The sequence below is a fragment of the Chrysiogenes arsenatis DSM 11915 genome, from assembly GCF_000469585.1.
Lineage (GTDB): Bacteria > Chrysiogenota > Chrysiogenetes > Chrysiogenales > Chrysiogenaceae > Chrysiogenes > Chrysiogenes arsenatis.
Window position 1 is genome coordinate 46,327 of the sequence record NZ_AWNK01000007.1, and the last position, 24,341, is coordinate 70,667.

Genomic DNA, 24,341 nt, shown 5'->3' on the forward strand with positions numbered 1-24,341 from the left:
CCAGTGATGAGAGGTTGCTTTTCCGCTGAAGTCTGCTAAATTTTGCTGGTGTAAAGCGTACGTTTCAATGTGTGTCAGCGGCACAATTATAGGGTAGAGTGATTTGATCTTACACAGGAGGCTCACATGGATATCACCGAATTGCTGGCGTTTAGTGTGAAAAGTGGTGCATCAGATTTACACCTTTCGGCAGGGCTTCCACCCATGATTCGCGTTGATGGTGATGTGCGGCGTATCAATGTTCCTGCGCTTGACCATAAAGAGACGCACACGTTGTTGTTCGATATTATGAACGACAAGCAGCGCCGCGATTACGAAGAGAAGCTGGAAGCTGATTTTTCTTTTGAAATTCAGGGGCTTGCTCGTTTTCGCGTGAATGCCTTCCATCACAACCGTGGTGCTGGTGCTGTTTTCCGCACTATTCCTTCGACGGTTCTTACCCTTGAACAACTCAATTGCCCACAGATTTTCCGTGAAATAGCTGATAACCCCCGCGGGATTGTTTTAGTAACGGGTCCGACCGGATCTGGGAAATCGACTACGCTTGCTGCGATGATCGATTATAAAAACAACAGTGAATATGGGCATATCTTGACGATTGAAGACCCCATTGAATTTGTTCATGAAAGTAAAAAATGCCTTGTCAACCAACGCGAAGTGCACCGCGATACGCACAGTTTTGCTGACGCTCTCCGTTCTGCTTTGCGGGAAGACCCTGATGTCATCCTTGTCGGTGAAATGCGCGATCTGGAAACCATCCGTCTTGCTTTAACCGCTGCTGAAACCGGACATCTTGTTTTCGGCACGCTTCACACAAGCTCGGCAGCGAAAACTATTGACCGTATTGTCGATGTATTCCCGGCGGCGGAAAAGAGTATGGTTCGTTCGATGCTTTCTGAATCGCTGCGTGCGGTCATTTCGCAAGCGCTGTTGAAGAAAACTGGCGGAGGACGGGTTGCTGCACACGAAATCATGTTGGGAACTCCGGCTATTCGCAACCTGATTCGCGAAGATAAAGTGCCGCAAATGTATTCCACGATCCAAACCGGCCAGGCGGTAGGGATGCAGACGTTGGATCAGTGCTTGACGGGGCTTGTTCAAAAAGGGATCGTGACAAAAGCCGAAGCACGCCTGAAAGCGGCGCATAAAGATAGCTTTTAAGGAGATACTTCAATGGAATTCAACGAACTCCTGCGATACATGGTTGAACACAACGGTTCCGACATGTTCATCACCAGCGAAGCGCCGCCAAGCGTTAAAGTCAGTGGGCAACTGAAACAAGTATCAGCAACGCCCCTGACGGCGGAGCAGTCGCAGGCGCTGGCCTATGCCATCATGTCGCCCGCCCAGATTACCGAGTTTGAAAGTACACACGAATGTAACTTTGCGATTGCCAGGGACGGCATCGGGCGTTTTCGCATCAACGTCTTTAAGCAGCGCAATAGCGTTGGATTGGTGGTTCGGAAAATCGAAACGCAAATCCCTTCATTTGATACGCTTAATCTGCCGCCTATATTGAAAGAAGTGGCGATGACGAAACGGGGGATTGTGCTGTTTGTTGGTGGTACTGGCTCGGGGAAATCAACGTCGTTAGCGGCTATGATCGACTATCGTAATACCAATAGTAGCGGCCATATCGTTACGATTGAAGACCCGATAGAGTTTGTCCATCAGCACAAGGGGTGCATTATCACGCAGCGCGAAGTGGGCATTGATACCGATACGTTCGAAAGCGCGCTTGTCAATACGTTACGTCAGGCGCCGGATGTCATCCTGATTGGGGAAATCCGTCATCGCGAAACGATGGAACATGCGGTAGCTTTTGCCGAAACCGGTCACCTGTGTCTTGCTACCCTTCACGCGAACAATGCGAATCAGGCACTTGACCGGATTATCAACTTTTTCCCCGAAGAGCGCCGGAGTCAATTGTTGATGGACTTATCGCTGAACCTCAAAAGTGTTATTGCGCAACGTCTGGTTCCCCATGTTTCGGGTAAAGGGCGCCGTGCGGCAATTGAAATTTTACTCAACACGCCGCTGATGGCGGATCTGATCCATAAAGGGGAAGTGCATCAAATTAAAGAGTTGATGAAGAAATCGGCAGAGCATGGAATGCAAACCTTTGATCAGGCTGTTTTTAACCTTCACAGAGATGGAGAGATTTCTCTTGAAGAAGCGCTGCGTAATGCCGATTCGCCCAATGAAGTGCGCTTGATGGTCAAACTTCATGAAAGCTCACAAAAGCAAGGTGGATCGTCGAGCGGTGGAATGAGCTTTTCGCTGGAAAGCACGTAGCGGTTTCGTCCACTTGCAATGAGGTATGCGGCCAAAACAGTAACAGCCGGGCGGGGGTAAAATCCGCTCGGCTGTTTTGCTTGAAAGGAAAGGGGATTTAGCCCTTCATGCGTACCGTAAGGACTGGGCATTTGGCTTTGCGTACAACTCGTTCGGCAACACTGCCAAGGAGAAAACGATCAATGCCAGTATACCCATGTGAGCCGATGATGATGAGGTCAACGTCATTTTTTTCTGCGTAATCCACAATTTCTGCGTACGGGTTGCCTTCCAGAATCAGGCTTCTAACTGGAATTTTCTTCCCTTTAAGCGATTCTGTCAGCTTATCAAGTTCTTTGCTGAAGTGGCGCTGAATAGTGGAATTCATTTGATCAAAGTCGATAGCGTTGATGTAGCTTTGTGAGTAATTCACCACATTCACGACGCTTAGAATGATGATTTCCTGGGCACCAACTTTTTCGGCAAAGTTGACAGCTTCTTCCGCGACTTGCAGGGAAAAATCGCTCATGTCAACGGGGAGCAGTATTTTTTTGAAATCTAACATGGGGTACTCCTTTTATTCCTTGAACTCATCATGCTCACACCGAAAAAGTACGACCAATTGTGAAAAAAGTCGAGAAAAAGCGTTCAATTGAAGAAAAGCCCCTTTCATCTGATGATTTAGCGGCCAAATGGCGATGCCTGCCGCAACCAGTTGAGCTGCTTTTCCATGTCCTCAGGGAGTGGTTCGTGACATTCGAGCCATTCGCCATGAATAGGATGGTGAAAACGGACGGTAGCAGAATGCAATGCTTGACGGCGCAACGTGACCCACCGCTTTTCAGTACCATATCCATAGAGTTCATCGGCGATCAGTGGGGCATGGATGCTGCGCAAGTGCACTCGGATTTGGTGCGTGCGCCCAGTATCAAGTTGACAGCGGATGTAGGTTGCGGGGTGCTGGTCGATTAAAAATCGCTCTAGGGTGGTGTAATGGGTAATCGCATGTTTTCCGAGTGGAGCCTCGACAATCGCCATTTTCTTACGGTCACGCGGGTCGCGCCCGATGTTGCCGCTGATTGTACCGCTATCCTGCGGTTTCCCGTGAACGAGCGCGAGATAGTGCCGCTCGATTTCTTTATTGCTGAACATTTCGACCAGCCGGAGGTGCGCGGCTTCGCTTTTGGCAACTATCATCAACCCAGATGTATCCTTATCGAGTCGATGCACGATCCCAGGACGGAGCACGCCGCCGATGGGAGAGATATCATTGTGCAGATAATAGAGTAAACCGTTGACAAGTGTGCCGCTCCAGTTGCCTGCCGCGGGATGAACGACTAATCCTGCTGGTTTATTGATCACCAACAGGTGTTCATCTTCATAGCGGATATCAAGGGGGATGTTTTCAGGGGTGAGATTGAGGTGCTCCGGCTCAGGAATGGTAACCGTAATGTCGTAGCCTGCGTGGAGCTTGGCTGAAGGCTTTGTGACGGTAACTCCGTTGACGGTTATATGGCCGTTTTCTATCAGCCGTGCGCAGCCCGAACGGGTGATAGGGGTATTGTCCGCAAGGTATTTATCGAGCCGTTCGCTGGTCGTCAATTCATACTGAAGGTGGAGTTGATCCATACTCACACCGCACTAATGGTAATCTGACGGTCACAACGTGCCGCCAGTTCTAGGCTGTGCGTTACCACAATAGCGGTAGCACCATAACTTTGGCAGAGTTCGCGCAGCATATCAAAAATCCGATGAGAATTTTCGGCATCAAGATTTCCAGTTGGTTCATCCATCAGCAGTACATCAGGGCGGTTGACCATAGCGCGTGCGATGGCGACTCGCTGTTGCTCGCCCCCAGAAAGTTGGGTCGGGATATGGTTGGCACGTGCGGAAAGTCCAATACGGTCAAGGAGTTCACGCGCAAAATCCCACTGTGGTTTCCCCGCGATAATGGATGGCATGGCAATGTTTTCCAGCGCACTAAAGTCGCCGAGCAGGTGATGAAATTGAAAGACAAAGCCGATGTGTTGACTGCGAAAACGGGCGAGTTCAATTTCATTCATCATGTACAATGAGGCGCCACGGAACTTCACATCCCCTTCGTCTGGTCGGTCGAGTCCGCCAAGAAGATGCAAAAGTGTCGATTTTCCCGAACCGCTTTTGCCAGTAATGGCCACAAACTCGCTGGCGTTCACCGTCAGATTGAGGCCTCCCAGAATGCGGAGTGATTCGTTGCCGCTCGCAAAAATTCGGCTGAGGTTGATCCCTTCAAGGATCGGTGTATTGGGCTGCATTATTCGTTCCTGAGTGCGTCAACAGGGTGGAGTTTCCCTGCCCGCAACGATGGGTAATAGGTGGCGAGCATCGAAATAGCGAGTGAAACGGCAATGACCGTTATGACGGTGAGCCATTCAAGCTGTACGGGCAAGGTGTTGAGCATGTAGACGTCTTCTGGGAGTTTCACAAATTGATACCGCTTGAGGAGTAAACTGAGGATTACGCCAAAGAGTGTTCCCGCCAGCGTTCCAACGCTGCCGATGATAATCCCCTGCAAGAAAAATATTTTCTGAATACTACGACGGGTTGCCCCCATCGACATCAAAATGCCGATTTCTCGCGTTTTTTCCATCACCATCATCACGAGAGTACTGATGATGTTAAACGACGCGACAATCACGATAATACAGAGAATCAGGAACATACTGACCCGTTCAAGTTTCAGGGCGCTGAAAAGGGTTGAATTCAGCTCGCTCCAGTCGCGGATGGAATAATATGGGCCGATCGCTTCGCGTACTTGGGGAATAAAAAGCTGTGTATTGAAAATATCCTGCACCCGTATTTCCAGCGAGTTCACGTAGCGTTCGCTATAGCCGCCAAATTCCGTCATGGTGTCGATGGAAGAAAAGGCTAATGAGTTATCGTATTCATACATACCGGTGCGGAGCACGCCGACGAGGATCAATTGTCCCCGTTTCGGAATGCTGCCGAAAGGGCCGATCCGTCCAGATGGAGCCAGCACGCTGACGGGATCGCCTACCACAAGGGCATATTTTTCGACTAACTTTTCGCCAAGAATAATGGAGTTCGGTGTGCGTAGATCGGCCAGCGAGCCGCGCACGATATAGCGGTTGAGGTAGTCATACCCTTCAGGCTCAACCCCTTTCACGAGCATGCCGCTGATGTTTTTTTGCCCCATAATCATCATGGAGCTGTACAAAACACCGTTGACGGAATCGATCCCCGGAATGCGCGCAATAGCCTGTTCGAGTTGAGCAAATTCCGTGATCACACCATCGTAGCTGGTGACCATCAGGTGCGACGAGGCACCGAGGATTTTTTCGCGCAGCTCTATTTCAAAACCCTTCATCACACTGATAACGATGATCAATGCCGCAACGCCAATGGCAATACCAATCACGCTCATAAGGCTGATAAAGGAAATAAACTTTTCTTTTTTGCGACCACGAAGGTTACGCCACGCGATGGTGAGTTCGTACATGTTACTTCCTTATTCCATAAAGCTTTAATTTTTTATGTAGGTGGACGCGGTCAATACCCATCAGCTCTGCGGCGCGGGTAATGTTTTGATCGCATTGCACCAGTTTTTCTTCGATAAAACGTTTTTCAAATTGTTCGCGCGCGCGGCGCAAGTCAACTTCATCCGTATTGGATAGCGTGCTCCCTGACTCGGCTTGCAATAAATCGGTGGGAATATCGGCCACGCCAATCACCACGTTGGGCGACATGATGGTCATCCGTTCGATGACGTTTTTCAGTTGCCGCACATTGCCCGGCCACGCGGCGCTCATCAATAACGCCATCGCATCGGCGCTCATTGTGCGCGGGGCAATACCCTCTTCAGCGCATACTTGTGCCAGAAAATGTTCCGCCAAGAGGGGGATATCTGACGTGCGTTGCCGCAGGGGTGGAACGTCTATCGGAATAACACTCAGGCGGTAAAAAAGGTCTTGGCGAAAGTCGCCTTGCTCAACCAAATCCATGAGTCTTTTATTTGACGCAGCGATGATGCGCACATCGACCGGAATCACCGCCAGCGCACCAACACGGGTAATGGCTCGCTCTTCCAGCACACGCAAGAGTTTGGCTTGCATATTAAGCGACATATCGCCTACTTCATCCAGAAAAAGCGTCCCACCATGCGCGTGTTCGAATTTCCCGGTTTTGAGTTGGTGTGCGCCGGTAAAGGCTCCTTTTTCATGGCCGAACAGTTCGCTTTCAATGAGTTCTTCGGGAATGGCGGCGCAGTTAATCGCGATAAAGGGGTGTTCCGCACGTTTGCTGCGCAGGTGGATTTGTCGCGCAATCAATTCTTTGCCAGTGCCATTTTCACCCTGAATCAGCACACGCCCGTTGGATGGCGCGACGCGGGCTATGGTATCGTCGAGTTGGCGGATGGCGGCAGAGGAGCCAATAATTGGTGGGCACACGATGGCTGGTTTGACCAGCGAGCGCGAAACCTGCGCAATATCGAGAAAGTTGCGGATAACGAGGAGGATTTTCTCCATCGTAAAGGGCTTTTCGATAAAGTCATAGGCACCGTCGCGCGTCGCTTTGACGGCAGTGTTAATGGTGCCGTGACCGCTCATCATGATCACGCCAACGGCGGGATTCAGCTGTTTGAGTTTTTTGAGGGTAGTGATGCCGTCAATACCGCCAAGCCAGACGTCAAGCAGGATCACATCGGGGCGAAATTGGTGGAAAATCTCGAGCGCCGCTTCGCCACTTTGCACCGCTTGGGCGGTATACCCTTCGTCCTGCACGATATCGGTGAGGATTTCGCAGATCGATGGTTCGTCGTCAACAATCAGAATGCGGGCACTCATGGCGTTCCACCCAACCCTTGGAGTGCCAAGCGGATGATGGCGGCGCTTTCGGTGGCTCCCTGCGCGAGGGCGTTCTGGGCACGATTTTCGGCGTCATTGGGTTTTAGTCCCAGCGCGACCAGTGCCGCAATGGCGTCGGTCAATTCGCTGGTGTAGACGGGGCGAGGTGAACGGGGTTGGCCATCGCTGTTTCCTATCGTGGCAGCGGGTGACAGGGGCGGCAACGAGCCTTTGAGTTCGACAATGATTTTTTCTGCCATTTTACGCCCGACGCCCGGCACGCGCTGGACGGTGGCGATGTCGCCGTGAATGATGGCGTGATGCAAGGCCGCAGGAGATAAGGTTGAAAGCGCCGCTAGCGCGGTGCGCGCGCCGACGCCCGATACTTTAATGAGGTGCAGGAACATCTCTTTTTGTGTGGCGTTCTGAAAGGCGTACAGGGTAATAGCATCTTCTTTGACGGCGGTGTAGATGTAAAACGCCACTTCGTCGCCAGCACGGGTTGTCAGCGCAGTATCGGTGGTAACGAAGACTTCATAGCCAACACCGCCAGAGGTCATGACGACGCCACGTTCACCATACGGATGGCTCCATATCCCCTGTAAAAAAGCGATCATCTGGCAATCCGTTGTTGTGTCTGGAGGATTTGCGAAAGGGCGATGGCTCCAGCTAGCGCATCCGCGGCGTCTGCCGAGGTTGGAGGATTGGAGAGGCCAAGCAGCATAGTCACCATCTTTCCCACCTGTTCTTTGGGAGCTTTCCCATATCCGGTCACGCTTTGTTTGATTTGTAAAGCGGAAAGTTCCACGACTTCAACTCCCTCTTGCAGGCAGGTGAGGATCAGTACGCCACGGGCGTGCCCAAGCTTGAGTGCCGACTGTGGATTTTGCGAGAGAAACAGGTTTTCGATGCAAGCACTCTGCGGTTGGTATTCCCTGATCACAGCTTGCAGGCCTTTATTCAACACGTGAAGTCTTTGCGGAAAAGTGTCCTTGTCGTTGGTGCGAATGGCACCATGGGCGATGTGGCGCAGGTGATTCCCCTGCAGGCGAATCACCCCGTAGCCAGTTGCGCGCGAGCCTGGATCAATGCCGAGCAGTATCACCCGCTGATTTTTTCCATGATATCCGAGGAGATATCAAAATTCATGTAGACATCTTGCACGTCGTCGTTGTCTTCCAGTGCTTCATTCAGGGCGAGTACTTGCTGTGCGACTTTTTCGTCGTCAATAGTTACGGTTGTATCCGGCACATAGGCGAGTTCTGCACTTTCAAGCGCGATCCCTGCGGCTTCCAGCCCTTCTTTGACCGCCATAAAGTTTTCCAGCGTTGTGGTGACTTCGTACATTTCGTCTTCATGTACTACGTCGTCGGCGCCGAGTTCGAGGGCTTGCAGCATGAATTCTTCTTCGTCAATCCCCTCTTCCGGGATGGTGATAACCCCTTTGCGCTTGAACATCCATCCCACGCAACCGCTTTCGCCGAGTGATCCGCCACGTTTGGTAAAGATAAACCGGACGTCACCAACGGTACGGTTGCGATTGTCAGTCAAACACTGCACTAGTACAGCAATCCCGCCAGGGGCATATCCTTCATAGGTGATCTCTTCGTAATGAGCACCATCTTCGCCACCAATACCACGCTTAATGGCACGTGAAACGTTATCGTTCGGCATGTTGACCGACTTGGCTTTGGCCAGGGCAAGGCGCAAACGAGGGTTAAAGTTTGGGTCAGCGCCACCATCACGGGCAGCGATAGAGATTTCTTTTGCAACTTTTGTAAAGGCTTTGCCGCGCCGTGCATCCTGCGCCCCTTTGCGGTGCTTGATGTTGGCCCATTTCGAATGACCTGCCATAACTCAGTGTTCCTCCGGAGAAAATATCATCGTCGTTATCATACTGTTGAAGTTCGTGCCGTGTTTAGCGTGAAGTTTTTACCTTGATTTCCTTCACTTGGCTGGCAGGAATAGTGTAACTGCCAAAACCGGTTTTGCCACTAAAGTTCCCTTTTGCAAGCCCCATTTCAATTGTTGTACCATACGTGTTTACCACGAGATGCCCATCATGCACGATAAGCGTATCGACTTTGTTCAGCTCGACTCTAACATCACCTGAACCGAGTTTTCCGGTTACAAATGGTGCATAGTCGTACGTCAACCCTTCGACGGTTACGGTGGTGCCGTTGATATCGGTGATCGTGGCATTTGGTCCCGCGATGTCTGGCCCCATACCTGTCAGAAGCAGTACGGCAGTAGTAAGGCTAAGTAGTGCAATCCAGAATCTTTTCATGGTCTACCTCCACAAGATGGAATAACTGAGAGTAATCCGTCGACATTATAAGGACTGGCCTGCGCCGTAACGGTGTATCCACAGACGGCAACACTGTGCGAAGTTGGCGGCCCGATGGTGACAAGTGGCGGCAAGTGGTCGGTGGGGAAATGTCGCAACTGACCGAGCAGTGACGTCGCTGCATAGCTTGAAGTAAATACCATACAACACGGGTGGCTGTCCAGAATCGCTCTGAGGAACTTTATTGGATGAATGATGGTGTGACTGTCGTGTGTGGTGATAGTGTCTACGACAAAGCCTGCCTCGGTGAGCAGTGTTTGCAGGACGGGTCGCCCTTTGGCAGCTTGGGCGAGGAGCAGTCGGCCACGTGCTGGGAAGTCACGGATAATGTCGCTGGCAAAGGCTTCCGCTTCAGCCGTTTGGCCGGTGTACGCAACGGGAAAACCGGCATTGCGACACGCCGCCGCGGTTGATTCGCCAATAGCAAAGGCCGAAGGTTTGGGCGTGTTGGCGGGAAAGGCCTGCGCCAGATAGCGTACCCCTTCGCGCGAGGTAAAGAGTACGCCTTGGTAGCTCTCCCACGCAAGTGCGCTCAGTGTGGTAGGTGATATGCAACCGAGGGTTTCCGTTGCCGGTAGCACCGCGACGCGGTAGTGATGCTGGAGGAGCCGCTGCGTAAAGCTCCACGATTGGCTGACTGGTCGCGTATTTACCACCAATGGCCATGCTTGATCGCCAAGGTATGACTCCGCATTGGCGAGGGTCAGGGTAATGGCTCCATCGGCACGCCACTCCACGTCATTAAATGTGGCATGGAGCGTTTTGAAAACAAGATAGCTCCCCCAGTCGTGAAAGGCGATATTATGTGGAAAATGGTGGGCGACAGCGGCAGGAAGCACTCCATCGCACCAGCCAAGATCGATGGCAAGTGTCATTGGTGACATGCGCTATCAAGTCCGGTAGTCGGCGTTGACTTTAACATATTCGTATCCCAGATCGGAGCACCAGTAATTGCCGATACCGTCGCCAAGGTTGAGGTCAAAGCGGATAGTAAATTCCTCTTTTTGAAGCACTTCCGCTGCACGCTGTTCGGTGTCACCACTCAGTGCAACGCCTTGGCGGACGATTTGCACCTGATCAAAAAAGAGATCAAAGGAGTTTTGATCGATTTGCGCGCCGGAATAGCCCACAGCGGCAGCAATTCTTCCCCAATTCGGGTCACAACCAAAAAAAGCAGTTTTGCAAAGGTTTGAGTTGGCAATAGATTTTGCGGCGATTTGTGCATCGTCGTCATTCACAGCGCCTTGCACGATAATATTGACCACTTTGGTAGAGCCTTCACCATCGCGCACAATGTCTTTGCCGAGCTTGACGAGCAAGGCGGTGAGCGCTTCGGTGAATATTGTATACTCCGGAGTGCCAATGTCGATGGTTGGTGCTCCGGAAAGCCCATTTGCCATCAGGGTTACGGTATCGTTGGTGGACATGTCGCCATCAACCAGAATGCGGTTAAAGGAGCGGTGAACTGCTGTTTGTAGCGCGCTTTGGGCAGCGGCTTTGGTCAGCGCCGCATCGCTTTGCACAAAGCAAAGCATTGTCGCCATATTGGGGCAAATCATCCCCGCTCCCTTGCAAACGGCATTGATGATCACTTCTTTGTTGCCGACTTGGAGAGAGGTCGCGCCGTGTTTTTCAAAGAGGTCGGTGGTGCGTATGGCCTGTGCAACGACTAGGGGGTCGTATGGCGCGATTTTACTCGCTCCCATAGTGTGAATCGCGGGCACCATGCGATCCATCGGCAGTGGCAGGCCAATGACACCGGTGCTGGCAACAAGGACATCCAGTTCATTGATTTGAAGCGCTTCCGATGCGATGCGCCGCATCATCCGCGCATCCTGCAACCCTTGTGATCCCGTTGCGGCATTCGCGTTGCCGCTATTCACAACAATGGCTTGCGCGCGCCCATCGCTCAGGGATTCGCGGCATACGGTGATTGGTGCGGCAAATACTTTATTGGTGGTGTAGACCGCCGCTCCGGTAGCGGGAACTTTTGAAAAAATCAGTGCCATATCGTCGCGCGTGGTATTGTTCGGTTTGACTGATGCGCATGTGGTGGCTGAGAAAAATCCTTTGGGAAGCAAGGTTCCGGCTGAGACAATGTTACATTGATTCATGTGAGTCTTCTCCTTTTACGGTTGCCGTTCGGTGGCATCATCACGATAATTCCACACGCCATCTTGGTGAAATTGATTCATAAAACGATGGTACGGATTCTGACGCAAAAACTCGTCGCGATCCACCTGAAAATGGTAGTGCTGCATATAGTGTTCCAATAACGCGTGAGCTGCATTTACTTTCACCATCATTTCGTCAGATCCACCATTGTCGGGGTGATGAAGTTTGCTGAGGCGATGGTAGGCGCGGCGAACGTGGTCGCGGGTAAACCGCGCTGTCAGTCCAAAGATCTCTAGGGCTTGCTCCAGCGCGGGGTAACTGGTGTCGATATCGGTGGCACTCACAGTGCATTTCCTTGTATGAGTTCGATGATAAATTCCACTCGGTTGTTGTGGTTGCGTACCCACAATTTTCCACCCATGTGCTTTTCTATAATGGTACGCGACATGTAAAGGCCAATTCCAGTGCCATTTTCGCTCCCTTTGGTGGAGTAAAAATTATCAAATATCTTTTCGTGTAAGTGGGGTGGAATCGCCGCACCGTCGTTGCTGATGATGATCTTCCAATGGTTTTCATGCTCTTCGCATGTGATTTCGATGATGCCGATCAGGTCTGCTTGTTGGTTATGGCGCGCTTCAATAATGGCATCCTTCGCATTTGTTAAAATGTTGATTACTACCTGCTTGAGTTCGTTGGGGTAGCCGTAGGTTCGTTTGGGTTTGCCGTCTGGGCTGAAGCGGAGCTGGATGCCGTGACTTTGTATGTTCGGACGGATAAATGGGATCACATGCATAATGGTCTGGTCAAGATCAAAAAGCATTTTTTCCTTGCTGGGGCGCAAGAACATCCGAAAATCGTTGATCGTTTGCGACAGGAAGTTGATCGCAGCCACCCCTTGTTCCGTTACGGCTTCAACCTCCTGCGCGTTACAAACCCCTTTGCGAGCATTTTTACGTAAATCCTGAAGCATCAGGCTGAGCCCTGTCAGCGGCTGTCGCCACTGGTGCGCGATATTATTCAGCATTTCACCCATAGCGGCCATTTTGGATTGCTGAATCAACATTTGTTCTTGATAGCGTCTTTCTTCATCGAGCCGCAGTCGCTCGCGGATGTCACGTGCGGTTGCCATGATAAAGCGCTGATTTTTATATTCGACGATATGAGCATGGATCTCAACGTCGATGCAGGTTTCATCGGTACGTTTCAGGCGAGCATTGAGCAGCACCGGCTCGTCGGGGTGTGCAAGCAGATGGTGGAAGGTGGTGCGGAGGGCTTCGCGTGATTCTTTGCAGACGAAGCGGGAGAGGTGGAGTTCCAGTAATTCTTCGCGCGGAAGTTGGAGGAGTTGGCACAGGGAACGGTTGACTTCGCGCAGTCGACATCCTGTGCAATCCTCATCGGGTTCCACGACAAAGATGGGGTCAGTGGCATTGTCGAACAGACTCAGGTATTTGGTGCGTGACTCTTGAAACAGGGATTCGGTAATGTGATAACGGTCGTTGACTCGGCGCAGGAAGGGGAAGCTCGCACTCAGTAAGAGGATGATCATAATGAGAATCACGCCGCTGCCAGAAATGATCAGCAGCAGGTGTGAGGTGCGCATTTTGTCGATTACGTCGTCGACCGGGATGGTAATGCTGAGTGCACCGCGAATGTCGCCAACTTCATATTCAGTGTGGCAGCGCATACATTCGGCTTCGACTGGCAGAGGGGCGATGTAGCGATACGAGGTCTGCGCCATTGGCGGTTGACGTAGAGTGGCACGTTTGGTGTCGCGCTCAAAGTGGATAAACTCCTTCAGCCCTGTGCGGAACGCTTCCAGTGCTTCGCGCTCAATAGAGTCCGGTGTGTTGCCAGGATTGAGCGGACTTAGGCTGGTCATGTGAAATTGGAAAATTCCTTTTAAGGCCGCAAGCTCAGAGACTTCTGCCGTGACTAATGCTGGATTACGCATAACGTAACGGACACCGTTTCCTGAAGTGAGAGTAGCGTCTAGGCCATGAATATGTTCCAAAAACGGGTTGCTTTCGACTCCTGGCCGCTCGCGGACAAATACACCACCGTGTTTGGCTACCCATTGGCGAACAAGCACTATTTCATTGAAGAACGCCCGTCCGCGTTCGCGGAGCTGCTCTTCTAATACGCCATTGATGTGCAGAGAAAATGCGGTAAAAACACCGAAGAGCACCAGTGTGACGAGAAAAAAAACAATCAGGAGATAGCGTCGAATAGTCTCTGTCAAAGCATCACCTATTTGAGCAGTCTGCGGAAAGCACGGGCACCGGAATGAACCGCTTTTGGGTGCACGCTCTTTTCTCAAAGCCAGTGCGCATTCTACTGTGAATTGTCACAACTACAACAATTTTTTCATAAAAAAAGGGAGTGGCCAGGACTGGCCACTCCCAAAGAGAGGTATTGAACGAGACAGAAGCTTACTTGAGCTTCTTGTTTTTATCCCATACGAGGTCAGCCTGTGGCAGAACTGGGAGGTACTTCAACCAGACGTGTGAATCAAGGTGCTTCTGGTCTTGTTGCAGTTTGCGGCTGTGCTCCATGATTGGCGGAACGATCTTTTCGATTGGTCCTTCAAGTTTTGGAGCGATAGCGTAGCCGGTAGCCTGCATTGCTAATTGAACAGCTTGGTCGCTGTACTGTTGTGAAGAGGCAAGTGTATCAAGAGTTTTGGTTGGGTTGTGGAAGCCTGCGCTGTTTTCAGCAGAGACGTAATCCCAGAACCACTGACCTTTACGGGTCATTTCGCGAGCTTCAGCAAGGAGCTTTTCGTCTACCCCTTTGAATTCCATTGCAAGGCGAACGGCTTCATGAGCGCGAACTGATTTTTCCTGAGCGATGTTGAGCTGCTTCCATGCTTTTTCCTGATGGAATTCAACGCGACCCTTGAGGTACTCAGGTGTTTTGTCTTTGTGGCAGCTGACGCATGAAGCTTGGATAGACTCGGTACTCTTCAGTGGTGATGTCCAGTGGTGTGAGCTCATACCGTTTTTGTCGCGTGGCATATGGCAATCGGAACATGATACGCCAGCTGCACCGTGGACGCCGTCAGAGAACATTTCGTATTCAGGGTGCTGGGCTTTAATGATTTTAGTTTTTGACGCTGCATGAGTGAAGTCAGTAAAGGCGCCTTTGAAGGCATCGCGCTTCGGATCACCGTTGGAGTAGAACTCATACATGTCAGCAGGGTTCATGCCTTTATCCCAAGGGAGGTGTGGCTTAGCAGCTACGCCGTGATCTTTCGTTTCGAAGTAGTATTCAACGTGACACTGCGCGCAAACGAGCGAGCGCATTTCCTGCTTCGAAGCTTTGCGCCAGTCTTTCCCTTGACGCTTCAACGCTTCGTCGAGCGGAAAGCTAGTGATGGCCAATGCAAAGGTTTTTTCATCGTGACAATTTGCACAGCCGATAGCATGTTTGCTACCCTCATGGGCTTCGCGGTAGTCATGGAAGTTTGAAGACCAGAACTTATCGCCAAACTTTTCAACTAGTGTTGGGATAGTGGTCGTTTTGCAATTCCAGCAGGTTGCAGGAAGACCGGCTTGCTCACTGTAGCGGTTGATACGGTCGATATGAGTTACGTCTTCAATGGCTTGGGTGTGACCCTGAGCGCGCTTGTATTCATACGAAAATGGATAGCCGAGCCAGAGGTTTTTCAGATAAGGCTGGGCGTGCTTGTAGCCTTTCGGAAGTGGATTAACGCCATCGTGCTTGTCATAAGGAACAGATCCGCCGTATTCGGTCATCTGTGTGTTGTCTTTGTTCTTCAGGTACGACTGGTACTGGGGCATGTCTTTGTACTTCAGGTTCCCTTCACCAAGATCAATGGTCGACGATGCGGCGACTGACCCTGCTACGAAGAGAGTGGCTAAAAGCGTAGAGAAAATCTTTTTCATCTTTTGGACTCCTTCTCAATTTTTTTTGTGTGGACATGAATGGAAATTTGCTTACGTGCTCTGTTCTTTGGGGTAGATCACCTCCATGTTAGGTTGCGCGGTTGATGAATAATTCCCATGCCGTTTTATCAAGAACCTCTGCTTTGCAAAGGGCTCTAGCGTGTGTCGTCACTCATGCCGTATTCTTCGAGCTTCTTGCGCAGCGTCAGGCGGTTGATGCCAAGCACATGCGCGGTACGTGTTTTGTTCTGTTCCAGAGCGTAGTAGGTTGCAATAATGTGTTCGCGTTCAATTTCAGCCAGTGAGCGCAGAGTGAACGGTTCATCTTGATTCGGCAGTTGTACGGTGGCGTTAAAAGGAGCGCCAATTCCACTGAGGCGCGGAAATGACTCCAGCAGTGCAGAGCGTTCGGCGATGTTGCGTAGTTCACGAATATTGCCTGGCCATCCGTAACGGTTCGCTTCATCAAGGAATGTTGACACGATGGAAAGTGCTGGTTTCCCCAATCGACGGCAGTAATGCTTCAGGTAATGCTCGAAAAGGAGCGCAATGTCGTCCGGTCTTTCGCGGAGGGGGTCGAGCCGAATTTCAAAGACATTCAGGCGATAGTACAGATCCGCGCGAAAGGTTTTTTCTTTGAGCATGGTTTCCATCTCGCGGTTCGTCGCGGCGATCACACGTGTATCGATTTGGATTTCACGCTCGCCGCCCACTTTGACAAATGACTTGGCTTCGAGGAAACGGAGGAGCTTTGCCTGAATGTCGAGTCCGAGTTCGCCAACTTCATCCAAGAATAACGTGCCGCCTGCCGCCATTTCGATGTAGCCACGACGACTCTTCTTGGCGTCAGTATAGGCTCCTTTTTCGTAGCCAAACAGTTCGGCTTCGATCAGTGATGGAGGGAGCGCCGCGCAGTTGACTCGTACGAGTGGGCGGTGACGGCGAGCAGAAAGAGCGTGGATCGCTTCAGCGACTAACTCTTTGCCGGTACCGGTTTCGCCGGTAACCAGTACGGTCGTATCAGGCGAAGTGCTTACGGTGGTAATGAGCTTTTTGAGTGCGAGGACGGAAGCTGAAACACCCAGAATGGCGTCAAGCGGGTTGGTTGCATTTTCACGCTGTCGCATTTCTATCGCGTCGCGTTGCAGGGTTGCACTCTGTGCTAACGTACGAGCAACCAGCAGGTCGAGATCGTCAAAATCAAACGGTTTTTCGAGGTAGTCAACCGCCCCCATTTTAATAGTTTTAACCGCCATCTGGTGCTCTGGAAAGGCCGTTAAAATAATGGCTTGCGGGTTGCCCGGTGCCTCGCTGAGTACTTGGAGTACCTGTGTTCCTTCGCCATCTGGGAGATGCATGTCGAGCAGTATCAGGTCAAACGAAGATGCCAGCACCGTCTCAATTGCGGTCGTGATATTTTGACACCACTGTACGCGGTGATCAGAACCGTAATGGTTGACCAGTGATTGGCCAATGCGTAGATCATCTTCGACTATGAGAATGTTCGCTCTTTCATGTGACACGGTTCTACTCCTCATCATTGGTAGTTACTCGCTCACCGCTGACGTGTCAGAGGAGAGTGCAAAAATTGCGCCATAATGCAGGGTACAGCGCATAAATTTTTAATCACAAGTAAAATAGCAAGATACGCGATGGTGCTTTGTGTGAGTGTGCGGGATGTTCTTGAATGTTGGTGGTTTTGTAATCGATGAGTGGTGGTGAATAAAATGCCATTTGACGGCGTCGTCTCTTGGGTCATGCCACAGACGGCTTGGCACGTCTGTTACGGCTTTGTTGGTGATAAATACGTTTGCTTCGCTGTTCGTTCGATAATTTTGCGCACCGCGAGGGTGTGTTTTTTGATTTCTGCGACCCAGCGCGGGTAGCGGGCAATAGCGTTGATTTTGGCGATAGTGGGATCGGCGTACTGAAAGAAGAGTTTCTTTTCTTCAATCATATCATCAATAACAAAGGACTGTGCTACGTGCATAACCATATACATGAAGGTCTCTTTTCCACATTGGGCAATGGCTGATTTTGCCTGTTCAACGGAGCTGAAAACGCTTGCAACCCGTGAAGGGTCGATGGCGGGGATGGTGCCATTCAGGAGTGAAGCGACATCGTGCTCTAAAAATTGGTGAATGGCATGGAGCGAGCTTTCGGCAGTGCGGATGATTTGATCGCATTCATTGATCCCTTGTTGGATCCGTTTGATTATCTGGCGAGCATATTTGCGCTTTTCGGCACGGGTGGGCAATGCTAGGGAGTGATCAATTATATGCCAGATATCGGCTTCGGCTCTCTTTGGTAAGTGTGCGAGTACCTCTGAGAGTTCCTGCAATTCGGTGCCGAGAATGGCCGCACCGCGCATGGTGGTATTGATGCACCGCGCGTGTGAACGGGCAATATCGGTTTCGTATGACTTAATACAGCTAAACCAAATCTGGTTTGTCTCTACCATGTCTCCGCTATTACCACGCGTGTGGAGGCGCTGTTGTCGTACGACTTCTTCTTGTTTTGCGCCAAAAATTGCGCCAGCAGCGTGGGTTGCACCATCCGAGCCGTAGCAGAGATCTTGCCCGACCAGCACAATCGGCGAACATCCCAGATAGTCGGCAATGGCAAAAGCCATATTCGCAACCGATGATTTAATATCGAGCTGCCCTTTGGGGATACCGAGCCAGTCAAAATGCTTCACATTGCGGTAGGTGATAATTTTTTTACCCGTAAAGCTCGTCAGAATATGACGGTGCTGCAACGGAGGGGTAAAGAGGTAGTGGTTACGGAGGTCGTAATCGCGAAAGAACTTCGCGATAAAAGGGTTGCGCTCCAGCGATACAACAAAATGAAAGGGCGCGTTGGCGTCAATTAAATGTTTTACTGAGTAATCACAGGCAAAGACGAAACCGCGCTGCGCTGCTTGCGGGAGCAGTGGGAGCGCTTCGGTCAGCGATGGGCCTGTGGCGATGATAAATGCCGGAGTGCCTGCCATTTTCCCTTTCATCTGCATGATGCCAGGGTTGTCGATGATCAGGTCAAGGTTGTCGAACATATTTTCGATACCGATGAGCGAATCGTGCGGATCGTTTCCGTAGTATACTTTCGCTTCGTTAAAAGCGATTTTGACGGCTTCAATATAACGCGTATAAAAGTCTTTTTGAAAGCTGATATAGTGTGCGTTGCCGATGACTTGTACCGACTGCGACAGTGCGAGGAGCCATGGGTGATCGACAGCTTGCTGCCGCAGCGCAATCATCAGATTCCATTCGGCATGTTCGGCGACAACCAAATCCAAGATGCCACTGCGGAAACTTTCGCTCAGGTCAACTTCGCAGAAGAGTTTTTTGAGTGGAGCGAGTTGATGTTCCAAAATCACCACTTTGCGCACCATCCCGAGGCTTGGGGCGGCTTGCAGAAACTCGCTAAAGGCGTCGGCACCGAGCACCAAAAGCATGGAGTCGACATCAGTTCGCACTTTGCTGAAATCGCACGGAACGCTTTGGTGAGCCCTTACCAGTAACGCGCTATGTCGCAGCGTGTGAACCAGAGACGGCAGTCGAGCTTCAAGCGCGGCAAGGTTCTTCTCCCAAAGACGTTCACTTTCGCATGATTCAGGCGTTGCGCTCGCGCTCCTCAGGGACTGCATGCGCGAAAGCAGCGTTGAAATATCGGATTGTGGTTCGTTCATGGGTACTCCTTTACGCCGATGAGTATGCGGCCGCTATGATTTTGGTTTCATTGAAGTTATTTTCAGAGTTACCACGCGTGCCAACCCTCCAAGTCCTTTGGGAAGGAAAATAACCGTTGCCAGCAGCACAGCACCGTAGACCAGAATATCGTAGTCCTGAAAGACAACCAAGAATTCTGGCAAGAAGGAAAACAGCAGTGCTCCCGCCATGCTGCCCCAAATGCTCCCGAGTCCGCCAAAAACCGCCATGGTGAGGAAAACAATAGAAGCGTGAAAATCAAACGTTTCGGGGCTGACGAACGTAACGATATGCGCATAAAGAGCACCGGAAAGGCCACTAAACGCGCCGCTCAGGGCAAATATGCCGACTTTAATTTGATGCGTGTCAATCGCAATCGAGCGGGAGCCCGCTTCAGAAAGACCGAGCGCGCGCATACCATAGCCGTAGAGCGAACCGGTTAGATTCAGAGAGAGCAATACGACCAGCCACAATGCACCCGCCCCCAACCAGTAATGCGTCAGGTCGCTTTCAAAGGCAAAGTCGCCAATCGACAATGGCGGAATCCCTGAAAGCCCATCTGGGCCACCTGTAAGCGGAATAGTTTCCATAAAGAAAATAAAGAGGACAATTCCGATGCCAAGAGTCGCCATGGCCAGCGAATGTCCTTTCAGGCGCAGGGTTGGACGTCCGATGAGATAGCTTAATCCGCCACAGATCAGTACTGCGAGGGAAATTCCCATCCACGGCGAAACCCCCCAGTGAACCGTCGCTACACCGGTAGTGTACGCGCCAAGCCCGTAAAAGCCGGCTACACCCATCGAAACCTGACCGGCAAACCCCATCAGTAAATTTAATCCAATGACGTTAATCGCCGCCAGCATGGCAAACGTCAAAACGCCAAGCATATATCCATTCTGTATCCATTGTGGAATCAGCAGGAGCGCAAGGGCAAAAACAGCGAGAGCAGGCCACTTAGACACGTTTTATCCCCTTTTTTCCAAAGAGCCCTTCGGGGCGGAAGAAGAGGACAAGCAGCATGACGATAAAGGCGACAGCATCTTTATAGCCACTGGAAAAATACCCAGCGGTAAGCGCTTCGAGCACACCAATGATGATTCCGCCGAGTACCACACCCGAAATAGAATTGAGCCCACCAAGAATAGCGGCACAAAAGCCTTTTAATCCAAGAATTGTGCCGGAGAGATAGCTCATCATCGTGACGGGTGCCAGCACGATCCCCGCGAGTGCACCGATAGCTCCAGCGAGCAGGAACGCCATATTGGTCGCCCGTTTTGTGTCAATACCCATCAATGAGGCGGTGCGTCGGTCAATGCTGCAGGCAATCATCCCTTTTCCCAAAAGGGTGCGTGAAAAGAAGAGGTGCAGCAGAAACATGGCGAGGAAGCCGCTGGCAACAATCCACAATCCTTGGCGCGAAATAGCGATTCCTCCGAGCATAATCGGGGCGCCTGGAGTGAACTCTTGCATGGGAAGCGGGTCTTTGCCCCACAAAAACATTGCTGCTCCCTTCAAAAGAATGGAGCAGGCGATGGTGATAAGAATCAGATTGATAGGTTCGCGTGAAATCTGCGGTCGGATTGTAACCCGTTCCATAGCGTAACTCACCACCACCACGAAGGCGGTGGCGAGGATAAATGCTAACAGTATGGGAATCTGCCAGCCCGAGATAAGCCATATGGCTGACAGTGCGCCCAGCATGACGTATTCACCTTGGGCAAAGTTAATAATCTGGGTGGCATTGTAGATGATCACAAAGCCGATGGCGATGACCGCGTAGGTCATCCCGTTGATCGACCCTGAAACGAGAATCTGCAAAAAGTCGCTCATATCAATCTTCTATGATTTCCCACTGCCCATTTTTCACGCGCAGTAGGCTGAACGCATCGGCACTCAACCCGCTGTGATCCGTTGCTGAGTACGTGAAAACGCCATCAACCAGTGTTTGTGGTGGGAGTGATTCAAGCGTGGTCGCAAGTTCCGCGATGTTGCTGTTCTGCTCTAGTGCGGCTTTGATGAGATAGACCGCATCATACGCGTGTGCACCGAAGTGCGACGGTTCGGCATTGAACTTCGCGCGGTAGGCTTGATCGTAGCGCACGAGAATCTCTTTTTGTGGGTGATTATCTGGAATTTGATCGACAATGGTGATGCGGCCTGAGGGGAGAATAATCCCTTCGGCATCGGCACCAGCGAGTTCAATAAAGCGGCGTGAAGCAACCCCGTGCGAGTTGATGGTTGGGATGTCGATACCAAGCTGCTTCATGTTTTTCGCAATGATGGCGGGACCCGGATTGATGCTCCAAACGATCAGGAATTCGGGCTCTGCGCGACGGATTTTGGTGAGCTGACCCGTCATGTCGGTATCGGCGGGGCCGAATTTTTCGTTGATCACGATTTGCAGCCCGTAGTCGGCGGCCAAGCGGGTGAGTTGCTCATCGCCACTTTGGCCAAAACCGTTGGTGGCTGTCAGAATCGCAATCCGTTTCACATCGAGTTTTTGCAGGTAGCCGAAAATTCTTTCGACCGCAATATCATCCGATTGAGCGGTTTTAAAGAGATTTTTCACGATCGGGTTGACGATTTTATCTGATGCAGCACAGGAGAGTACCGTTACGTCTGGTTCTTTTTCAATCATATCTTTGATAGCTAACGTGCTGCCGGAAAGGCTTGGGCCAACGATGATATTGACGCCGTCATTTTTCGTGAGGCGGCGAAAGAAATTGACAGTTTTTCTGGCATCGCCACCTGTGTCGTATATGACTGAAACGAGTTTTTTGCCATGAATGCCGCCAGCTTGGTTGATTTCCTCAATGGCCATTTCCATGGAGTTCCGTTCCGGCTCACCGATGAATGAAGCGGGGCCGGTGATGCTGAACAAACCACCGATTTTAATCGTGTCGGCAGCGATGGCGGCCAGCGGGAGGACGACAGAGGCGACAAGAGCGAACAGGAATCTTTTCATCGGCATTCTCCTTTAGTCGGTCAAATTATAAGGCGTAGAGTTCCGCGCCAGGCACAATGCGCACGTTATGCTGCTGGAGGCAGAGTGCCGCCGCTTCGATATCCTCAAAACGGAAAATGATAATCGCGTTGTTGTCGCGATTTTTGTCGACAAAGGCGTACATGTACTCGACGTTTAACGCACCACTATCAATGATCTTTAAAATAGCGGCGAGACCGCCTGGCCGGTCAGGAACCTCTACGGCGAGCACTTCTGTAATACCCACGGTAAAGTTATTGTCTCCTAGTACCACTTTCGCGTGATTGACGTCATCGACGATCAGGCGCAAAATCCCAAAGTCCTGCGTGTCAGCAAGGCTGAGGGCACGAATACTGATGTTGCCATCGGCCAAACATTGGGTGACTTCGGCAAGGCGCCCAGCTTGATTTTCGATAAAAACGGAAATCTGTTCTACTCTCATGATTGCTCCTTTCGCTTGTCGATGACGCGAACCGCTTTGCCTTGACTGCGAGTAATTGTTTTCGGTTCAACAAGTGAAACTTTGGCGGTAATGCCATAGAGATCTTTGATATCTTTTTGAATACGGCGCGAAAGCGATTGGAGGTGACGCACTTCGTCGCTGAAGCTGCGGTGGTTGACTTCAACTTGTACTTCCAACGTATCCATCGAACCTTCACGGCTGATAACCAGTTGGTAATGAGGCTCAATCCCTTCTACGCTGACGAGCAATGACTCGATTTGTGAGGGAAAGACATTGACGCCACGGATAATGAGCATATCGTCGCTCCGTCCGGAGATTTTCTCCATACGGTAGAATGTCCGTCCGCAGCGGCATGGCTCAGGAATAAGACGAGTAATGTCGCGGGTGCGGTAGCGGATCAGTGGGAAGGCTTCTTTGGTCACAGTGGTAAACACCAGTTCGCCCCATTCGCCCAGCGGCATGATTTCTCCGGTGTCTGGGTTGATAATTTCAGGGATAAAATGGTCTTCCATAATGTGCATGCCGTGTTTTGCTTCGATGCATTCGACCGAAACCCCTGGGCCGATGATTTCGCTCAAGCCGTAGATGTCGATAGCATCTAGGCAGAGTTTTTCTTCCAGCTCTTTGCGCATGCCATTCGACCATGGTTCCGCCCCAAAAATACCAACGCGCAGGGCAAGGTCGCGCATTGGCACCCCTTCTTCCTCGGCGACTTCGGCAAGGTGTAAGGCGTACGAGGGGGTTGCCGTCAGTACGGTCGAGCGGAAGTCTTGCATCACCATAATCTGTTTCTTACTATTGCCGCCCGACATCGGGATAACCGAAGCGCCGACTTTTTCAGCTCCATAGTGGGCGCCAAGACCGCCCGTGAAAAGCCCGTAGCCGTAGGCGTTATGGACGATATCGCCGCGCGTGACCCCGGCTGCCGAAAAACAGCGCGCCATAAGTTCGGCCCACATATCAATATCGCGCCGCGTGTACCCTACTACGGTAGGTTTACCGGTGGTGCCGCTGGAAGCGTGAATGCGCACGATATTTTCCATCGGTGTGCAGAACATGCCATAGGGATAGTTATCGCGCAGATCCTGCTTGCCGGTGAAAGGGAGCCGCTGAAGGTCGGCAAGGGAGCGGATATCGCTTGGGCGAACGCCTGCATTGTCGAATGCCTGACGGTAGAATGGGACGTTTGCGTAGACCCGCTCGCACGTGTTTTTGAGTCGCTTGAGCTGGAGTGCCTCAAGTGCTTCGCGGGGAAGGGTTTCGAATTCGTCATTCCAGATCATATTTCACCGATAAGTATAATGATAAAAAAAGACAGGCATCCTGAAAAAACGCCTGTCTTAAAAAATGCAAAAAAGAAAAGTGCCCGAACTACGCGTCGACCATTTCCTTAAGAGCTTTGCCGGGAACAAATTTAGGAGTTTTCTTCGCCGGAATGGTGATAGGTTTCTTGGTGCGGGGATTGATCCCTTTGCGCTCCTGGCGTTCGGATACCTGAAATGTGCCAAAGCCAACGAGTGTTACTTTGCCGCCCTCTTTCATGGTTCCACCTACTGAATCAAGAAATGCGTTGAGTGCTTTTTCTGCCTGAATTTTTGTGATTTCAGCAGATTCCGCCATCTTGGAAACCAAATCTTTCTTCGTCATGCCCCCTCCTTAAAGGATTAGTTGCAAAAATATACCCTGCACCCTTTTTCGTT

24 protein-coding genes are annotated in these 24,341 nt (G+C 51.1%); 2 read left to right on the forward strand and 22 right to left on the reverse strand.

Annotated elements, in window-relative coordinates:
• Window positions 1-126: 126 nt before the first annotated feature.
• Complete coding sequence (locus P304_RS0105740) at window positions 127-1,161, forward strand: type IV pilus twitching motility protein PilT (protein WP_027389753.1); 1,035 nt, start codon at window positions 127-129, stop codon at window positions 1,159-1,161.
• Between the two features lie 12 nt (window positions 1,162-1,173).
• Window positions 1,174-2,295: a PilT/PilU family type 4a pilus ATPase gene (locus P304_RS0105745; RefSeq protein ID WP_027389754.1), complete on the forward strand. Its 1,122-nt coding sequence runs from the start codon at window positions 1,174-1,176 to the stop codon at window positions 2,293-2,295.
• Window positions 2,296-2,392: 97 nt separating this feature from the next.
• Here P304_RS0105745 and P304_RS0105750 read toward each other — a convergent pair whose 3' ends face one another.
• From P304_RS0105750 to P304_RS0105855, 22 genes are all read right to left on the reverse strand, one after another.
• Window positions 2,393-2,839, reverse strand: a complete 447-nt coding sequence (locus P304_RS0105750; protein WP_027389755.1) for a universal stress protein — start codon at window positions 2,837-2,839, stop codon at window positions 2,393-2,395.
• A gap of 116 nt (window positions 2,840-2,955) precedes the next feature.
• Window positions 2,956-3,903, reverse strand: a complete 948-nt coding sequence (locus P304_RS0105755) for an RluA family pseudouridine synthase (RefSeq protein ID WP_027389756.1) — start codon at window positions 3,901-3,903, stop codon at window positions 2,956-2,958.
• A 2-nt stretch (window positions 3,904-3,905) separates the two neighbouring features.
• Window positions 3,906-4,568: an ABC transporter ATP-binding protein gene (locus P304_RS0105760; RefSeq protein ID WP_034764429.1), complete on the reverse strand. Its 663-nt coding sequence runs from the start codon at window positions 4,566-4,568 to the stop codon at window positions 3,906-3,908.
• Window positions 4,568-5,773: a lipoprotein-releasing ABC transporter permease subunit gene (locus P304_RS0105765; protein WP_027389758.1), complete on the reverse strand. Its 1,206-nt coding sequence runs from the start codon at window positions 5,771-5,773 to the stop codon at window positions 4,568-4,570. Before P304_RS0105765 ends, P304_RS0105760 begins: the two co-directional genes overlap by 1 nt.
• Before the next feature lies 1 nt (window position 5,774).
• Window positions 5,775-7,118, reverse strand: a complete 1,344-nt coding sequence (locus P304_RS0105770) for a sigma-54-dependent transcriptional regulator (RefSeq protein WP_027389759.1) — start codon at window positions 7,116-7,118, stop codon at window positions 5,775-5,777.
• Window positions 7,115-7,735 (reverse strand): Holliday junction branch migration protein RuvA, encoded by a 621-nt coding sequence (gene ruvA, locus P304_RS0105775; protein ID WP_027389760.1) that lies wholly within the window; start codon window positions 7,733-7,735, stop codon window positions 7,115-7,117. The genes P304_RS0105770 and ruvA overlap by 4 nt, the downstream gene beginning before the upstream one ends.
• Window positions 7,732-8,223, reverse strand: coding sequence for a crossover junction endodeoxyribonuclease RuvC (ruvC, locus tag P304_RS0105780; protein ID WP_027389761.1), 492 nt, complete (start codon window positions 8,221-8,223; stop codon window positions 7,732-7,734). Before ruvC ends, ruvA begins: the two co-directional genes overlap by 4 nt.
• Entirely contained in the window at window positions 8,220-8,972 is a 753-nt protein-coding gene (locus P304_RS0105785) for a YebC/PmpR family DNA-binding transcriptional regulator (RefSeq protein ID WP_027389762.1), read from the reverse strand. Before P304_RS0105785 ends, ruvC begins: the two co-directional genes overlap by 4 nt.
• A gap of 64 nt (window positions 8,973-9,036) precedes the next feature.
• On the reverse strand, window positions 9,037-9,405 hold the full coding sequence (locus P304_RS0105790) for a hypothetical protein (protein WP_027389763.1): 369 nt from the start codon (window positions 9,403-9,405) through the stop codon (window positions 9,037-9,039).
• Window positions 9,402-10,349, reverse strand: a complete 948-nt coding sequence (locus tag P304_RS0105795; RefSeq protein ID WP_027389764.1) for a uroporphyrinogen-III synthase — start codon at window positions 10,347-10,349, stop codon at window positions 9,402-9,404. The genes P304_RS0105790 and P304_RS0105795 overlap by 4 nt, the downstream gene beginning before the upstream one ends.
• Window positions 10,350-10,355: 6 nt before the next feature.
• Window positions 10,356-11,546, reverse strand: a complete 1,191-nt coding sequence (gene argJ, locus P304_RS0105800) for a bifunctional glutamate N-acetyltransferase/amino-acid acetyltransferase ArgJ (RefSeq protein ID WP_034764516.1) — start codon at window positions 11,544-11,546, stop codon at window positions 10,356-10,358.
• 48 nt (window positions 11,547-11,594) lie between these two features.
• Window positions 11,595-11,924 carry a J domain-containing protein gene (locus P304_RS14285; protein ID WP_034764434.1) on the reverse strand — a complete coding sequence of 110 codons (330 nt, stop codon included), beginning with the start codon at window positions 11,922-11,924 and terminating at the stop codon, window positions 11,595-11,597.
• Complete coding sequence (locus P304_RS0105810) at window positions 11,921-13,822, reverse strand: ATP-binding protein (RefSeq protein WP_027389766.1); 1,902 nt, start codon at window positions 13,820-13,822, stop codon at window positions 11,921-11,923. Before P304_RS0105810 ends, P304_RS14285 begins: the two co-directional genes overlap by 4 nt.
• 190 nt (window positions 13,823-14,012) lie before the next feature.
• The gene (locus tag P304_RS0105815; RefSeq protein WP_027389767.1) at window positions 14,013-15,488 is read right to left on the reverse strand and encodes an ammonia-forming cytochrome c nitrite reductase subunit c552; all 1,476 of its coding nucleotides are present in this window, start codon (window positions 15,486-15,488) and stop codon (window positions 14,013-14,015) included.
• A gap of 155 nt (window positions 15,489-15,643) precedes the next feature.
• A complete protein-coding gene (locus tag P304_RS0105820; RefSeq protein WP_027389768.1) occupies window positions 15,644-17,011 on the reverse strand; it encodes a sigma-54-dependent transcriptional regulator in 1,368 nt (455 codons plus the stop codon).
• A 260-nt stretch (window positions 17,012-17,271) separates the two neighbouring features.
• Entirely contained in the window at window positions 17,272-19,176 is a 1,905-nt protein-coding gene (locus P304_RS0105825; protein WP_027389769.1) for a motility associated factor glycosyltransferase family protein, read from the reverse strand.
• Window positions 19,177-19,209: 33 nt separating this feature from the next.
• Window positions 19,210-20,157: a branched-chain amino acid ABC transporter permease gene (locus P304_RS0105830; protein ID WP_027389770.1), complete on the reverse strand. Its 948-nt coding sequence runs from the start codon at window positions 20,155-20,157 to the stop codon at window positions 19,210-19,212.
• Window positions 20,150-21,025, reverse strand: a complete 876-nt coding sequence (locus P304_RS0105835) for a branched-chain amino acid ABC transporter permease (protein ID WP_027389771.1) — start codon at window positions 21,023-21,025, stop codon at window positions 20,150-20,152. The genes P304_RS0105830 and P304_RS0105835 overlap by 8 nt, the downstream gene beginning before the upstream one ends.
• A 1-nt stretch (window position 21,026) precedes the next feature.
• A complete protein-coding gene (locus tag P304_RS0105840; RefSeq protein WP_027389772.1) occupies window positions 21,027-22,160 on the reverse strand; it encodes an ABC transporter substrate-binding protein in 1,134 nt (377 codons plus the stop codon).
• Between the two features lie 25 nt (window positions 22,161-22,185).
• Window positions 22,186-22,620 carry an amino acid-binding protein gene (locus tag P304_RS0105845; protein WP_027389773.1) on the reverse strand — a complete coding sequence of 145 codons (435 nt, stop codon included), beginning with the start codon at window positions 22,618-22,620 and terminating at the stop codon, window positions 22,186-22,188.
• Window positions 22,617-23,924, reverse strand: coding sequence for a phenylacetate--CoA ligase family protein (locus tag P304_RS0105850; protein ID WP_027389774.1), 1,308 nt, complete (start codon window positions 23,922-23,924; stop codon window positions 22,617-22,619). The genes P304_RS0105845 and P304_RS0105850 overlap by 4 nt, the downstream gene beginning before the upstream one ends.
• A gap of 88 nt (window positions 23,925-24,012) precedes the next feature.
• On the reverse strand, window positions 24,013-24,288 hold the full coding sequence (locus tag P304_RS0105855) for an HU family DNA-binding protein (protein ID WP_027389775.1): 276 nt from the start codon (window positions 24,286-24,288) through the stop codon (window positions 24,013-24,015).
• Between the last annotated feature and the right edge of the window lie 53 nt (window positions 24,289-24,341).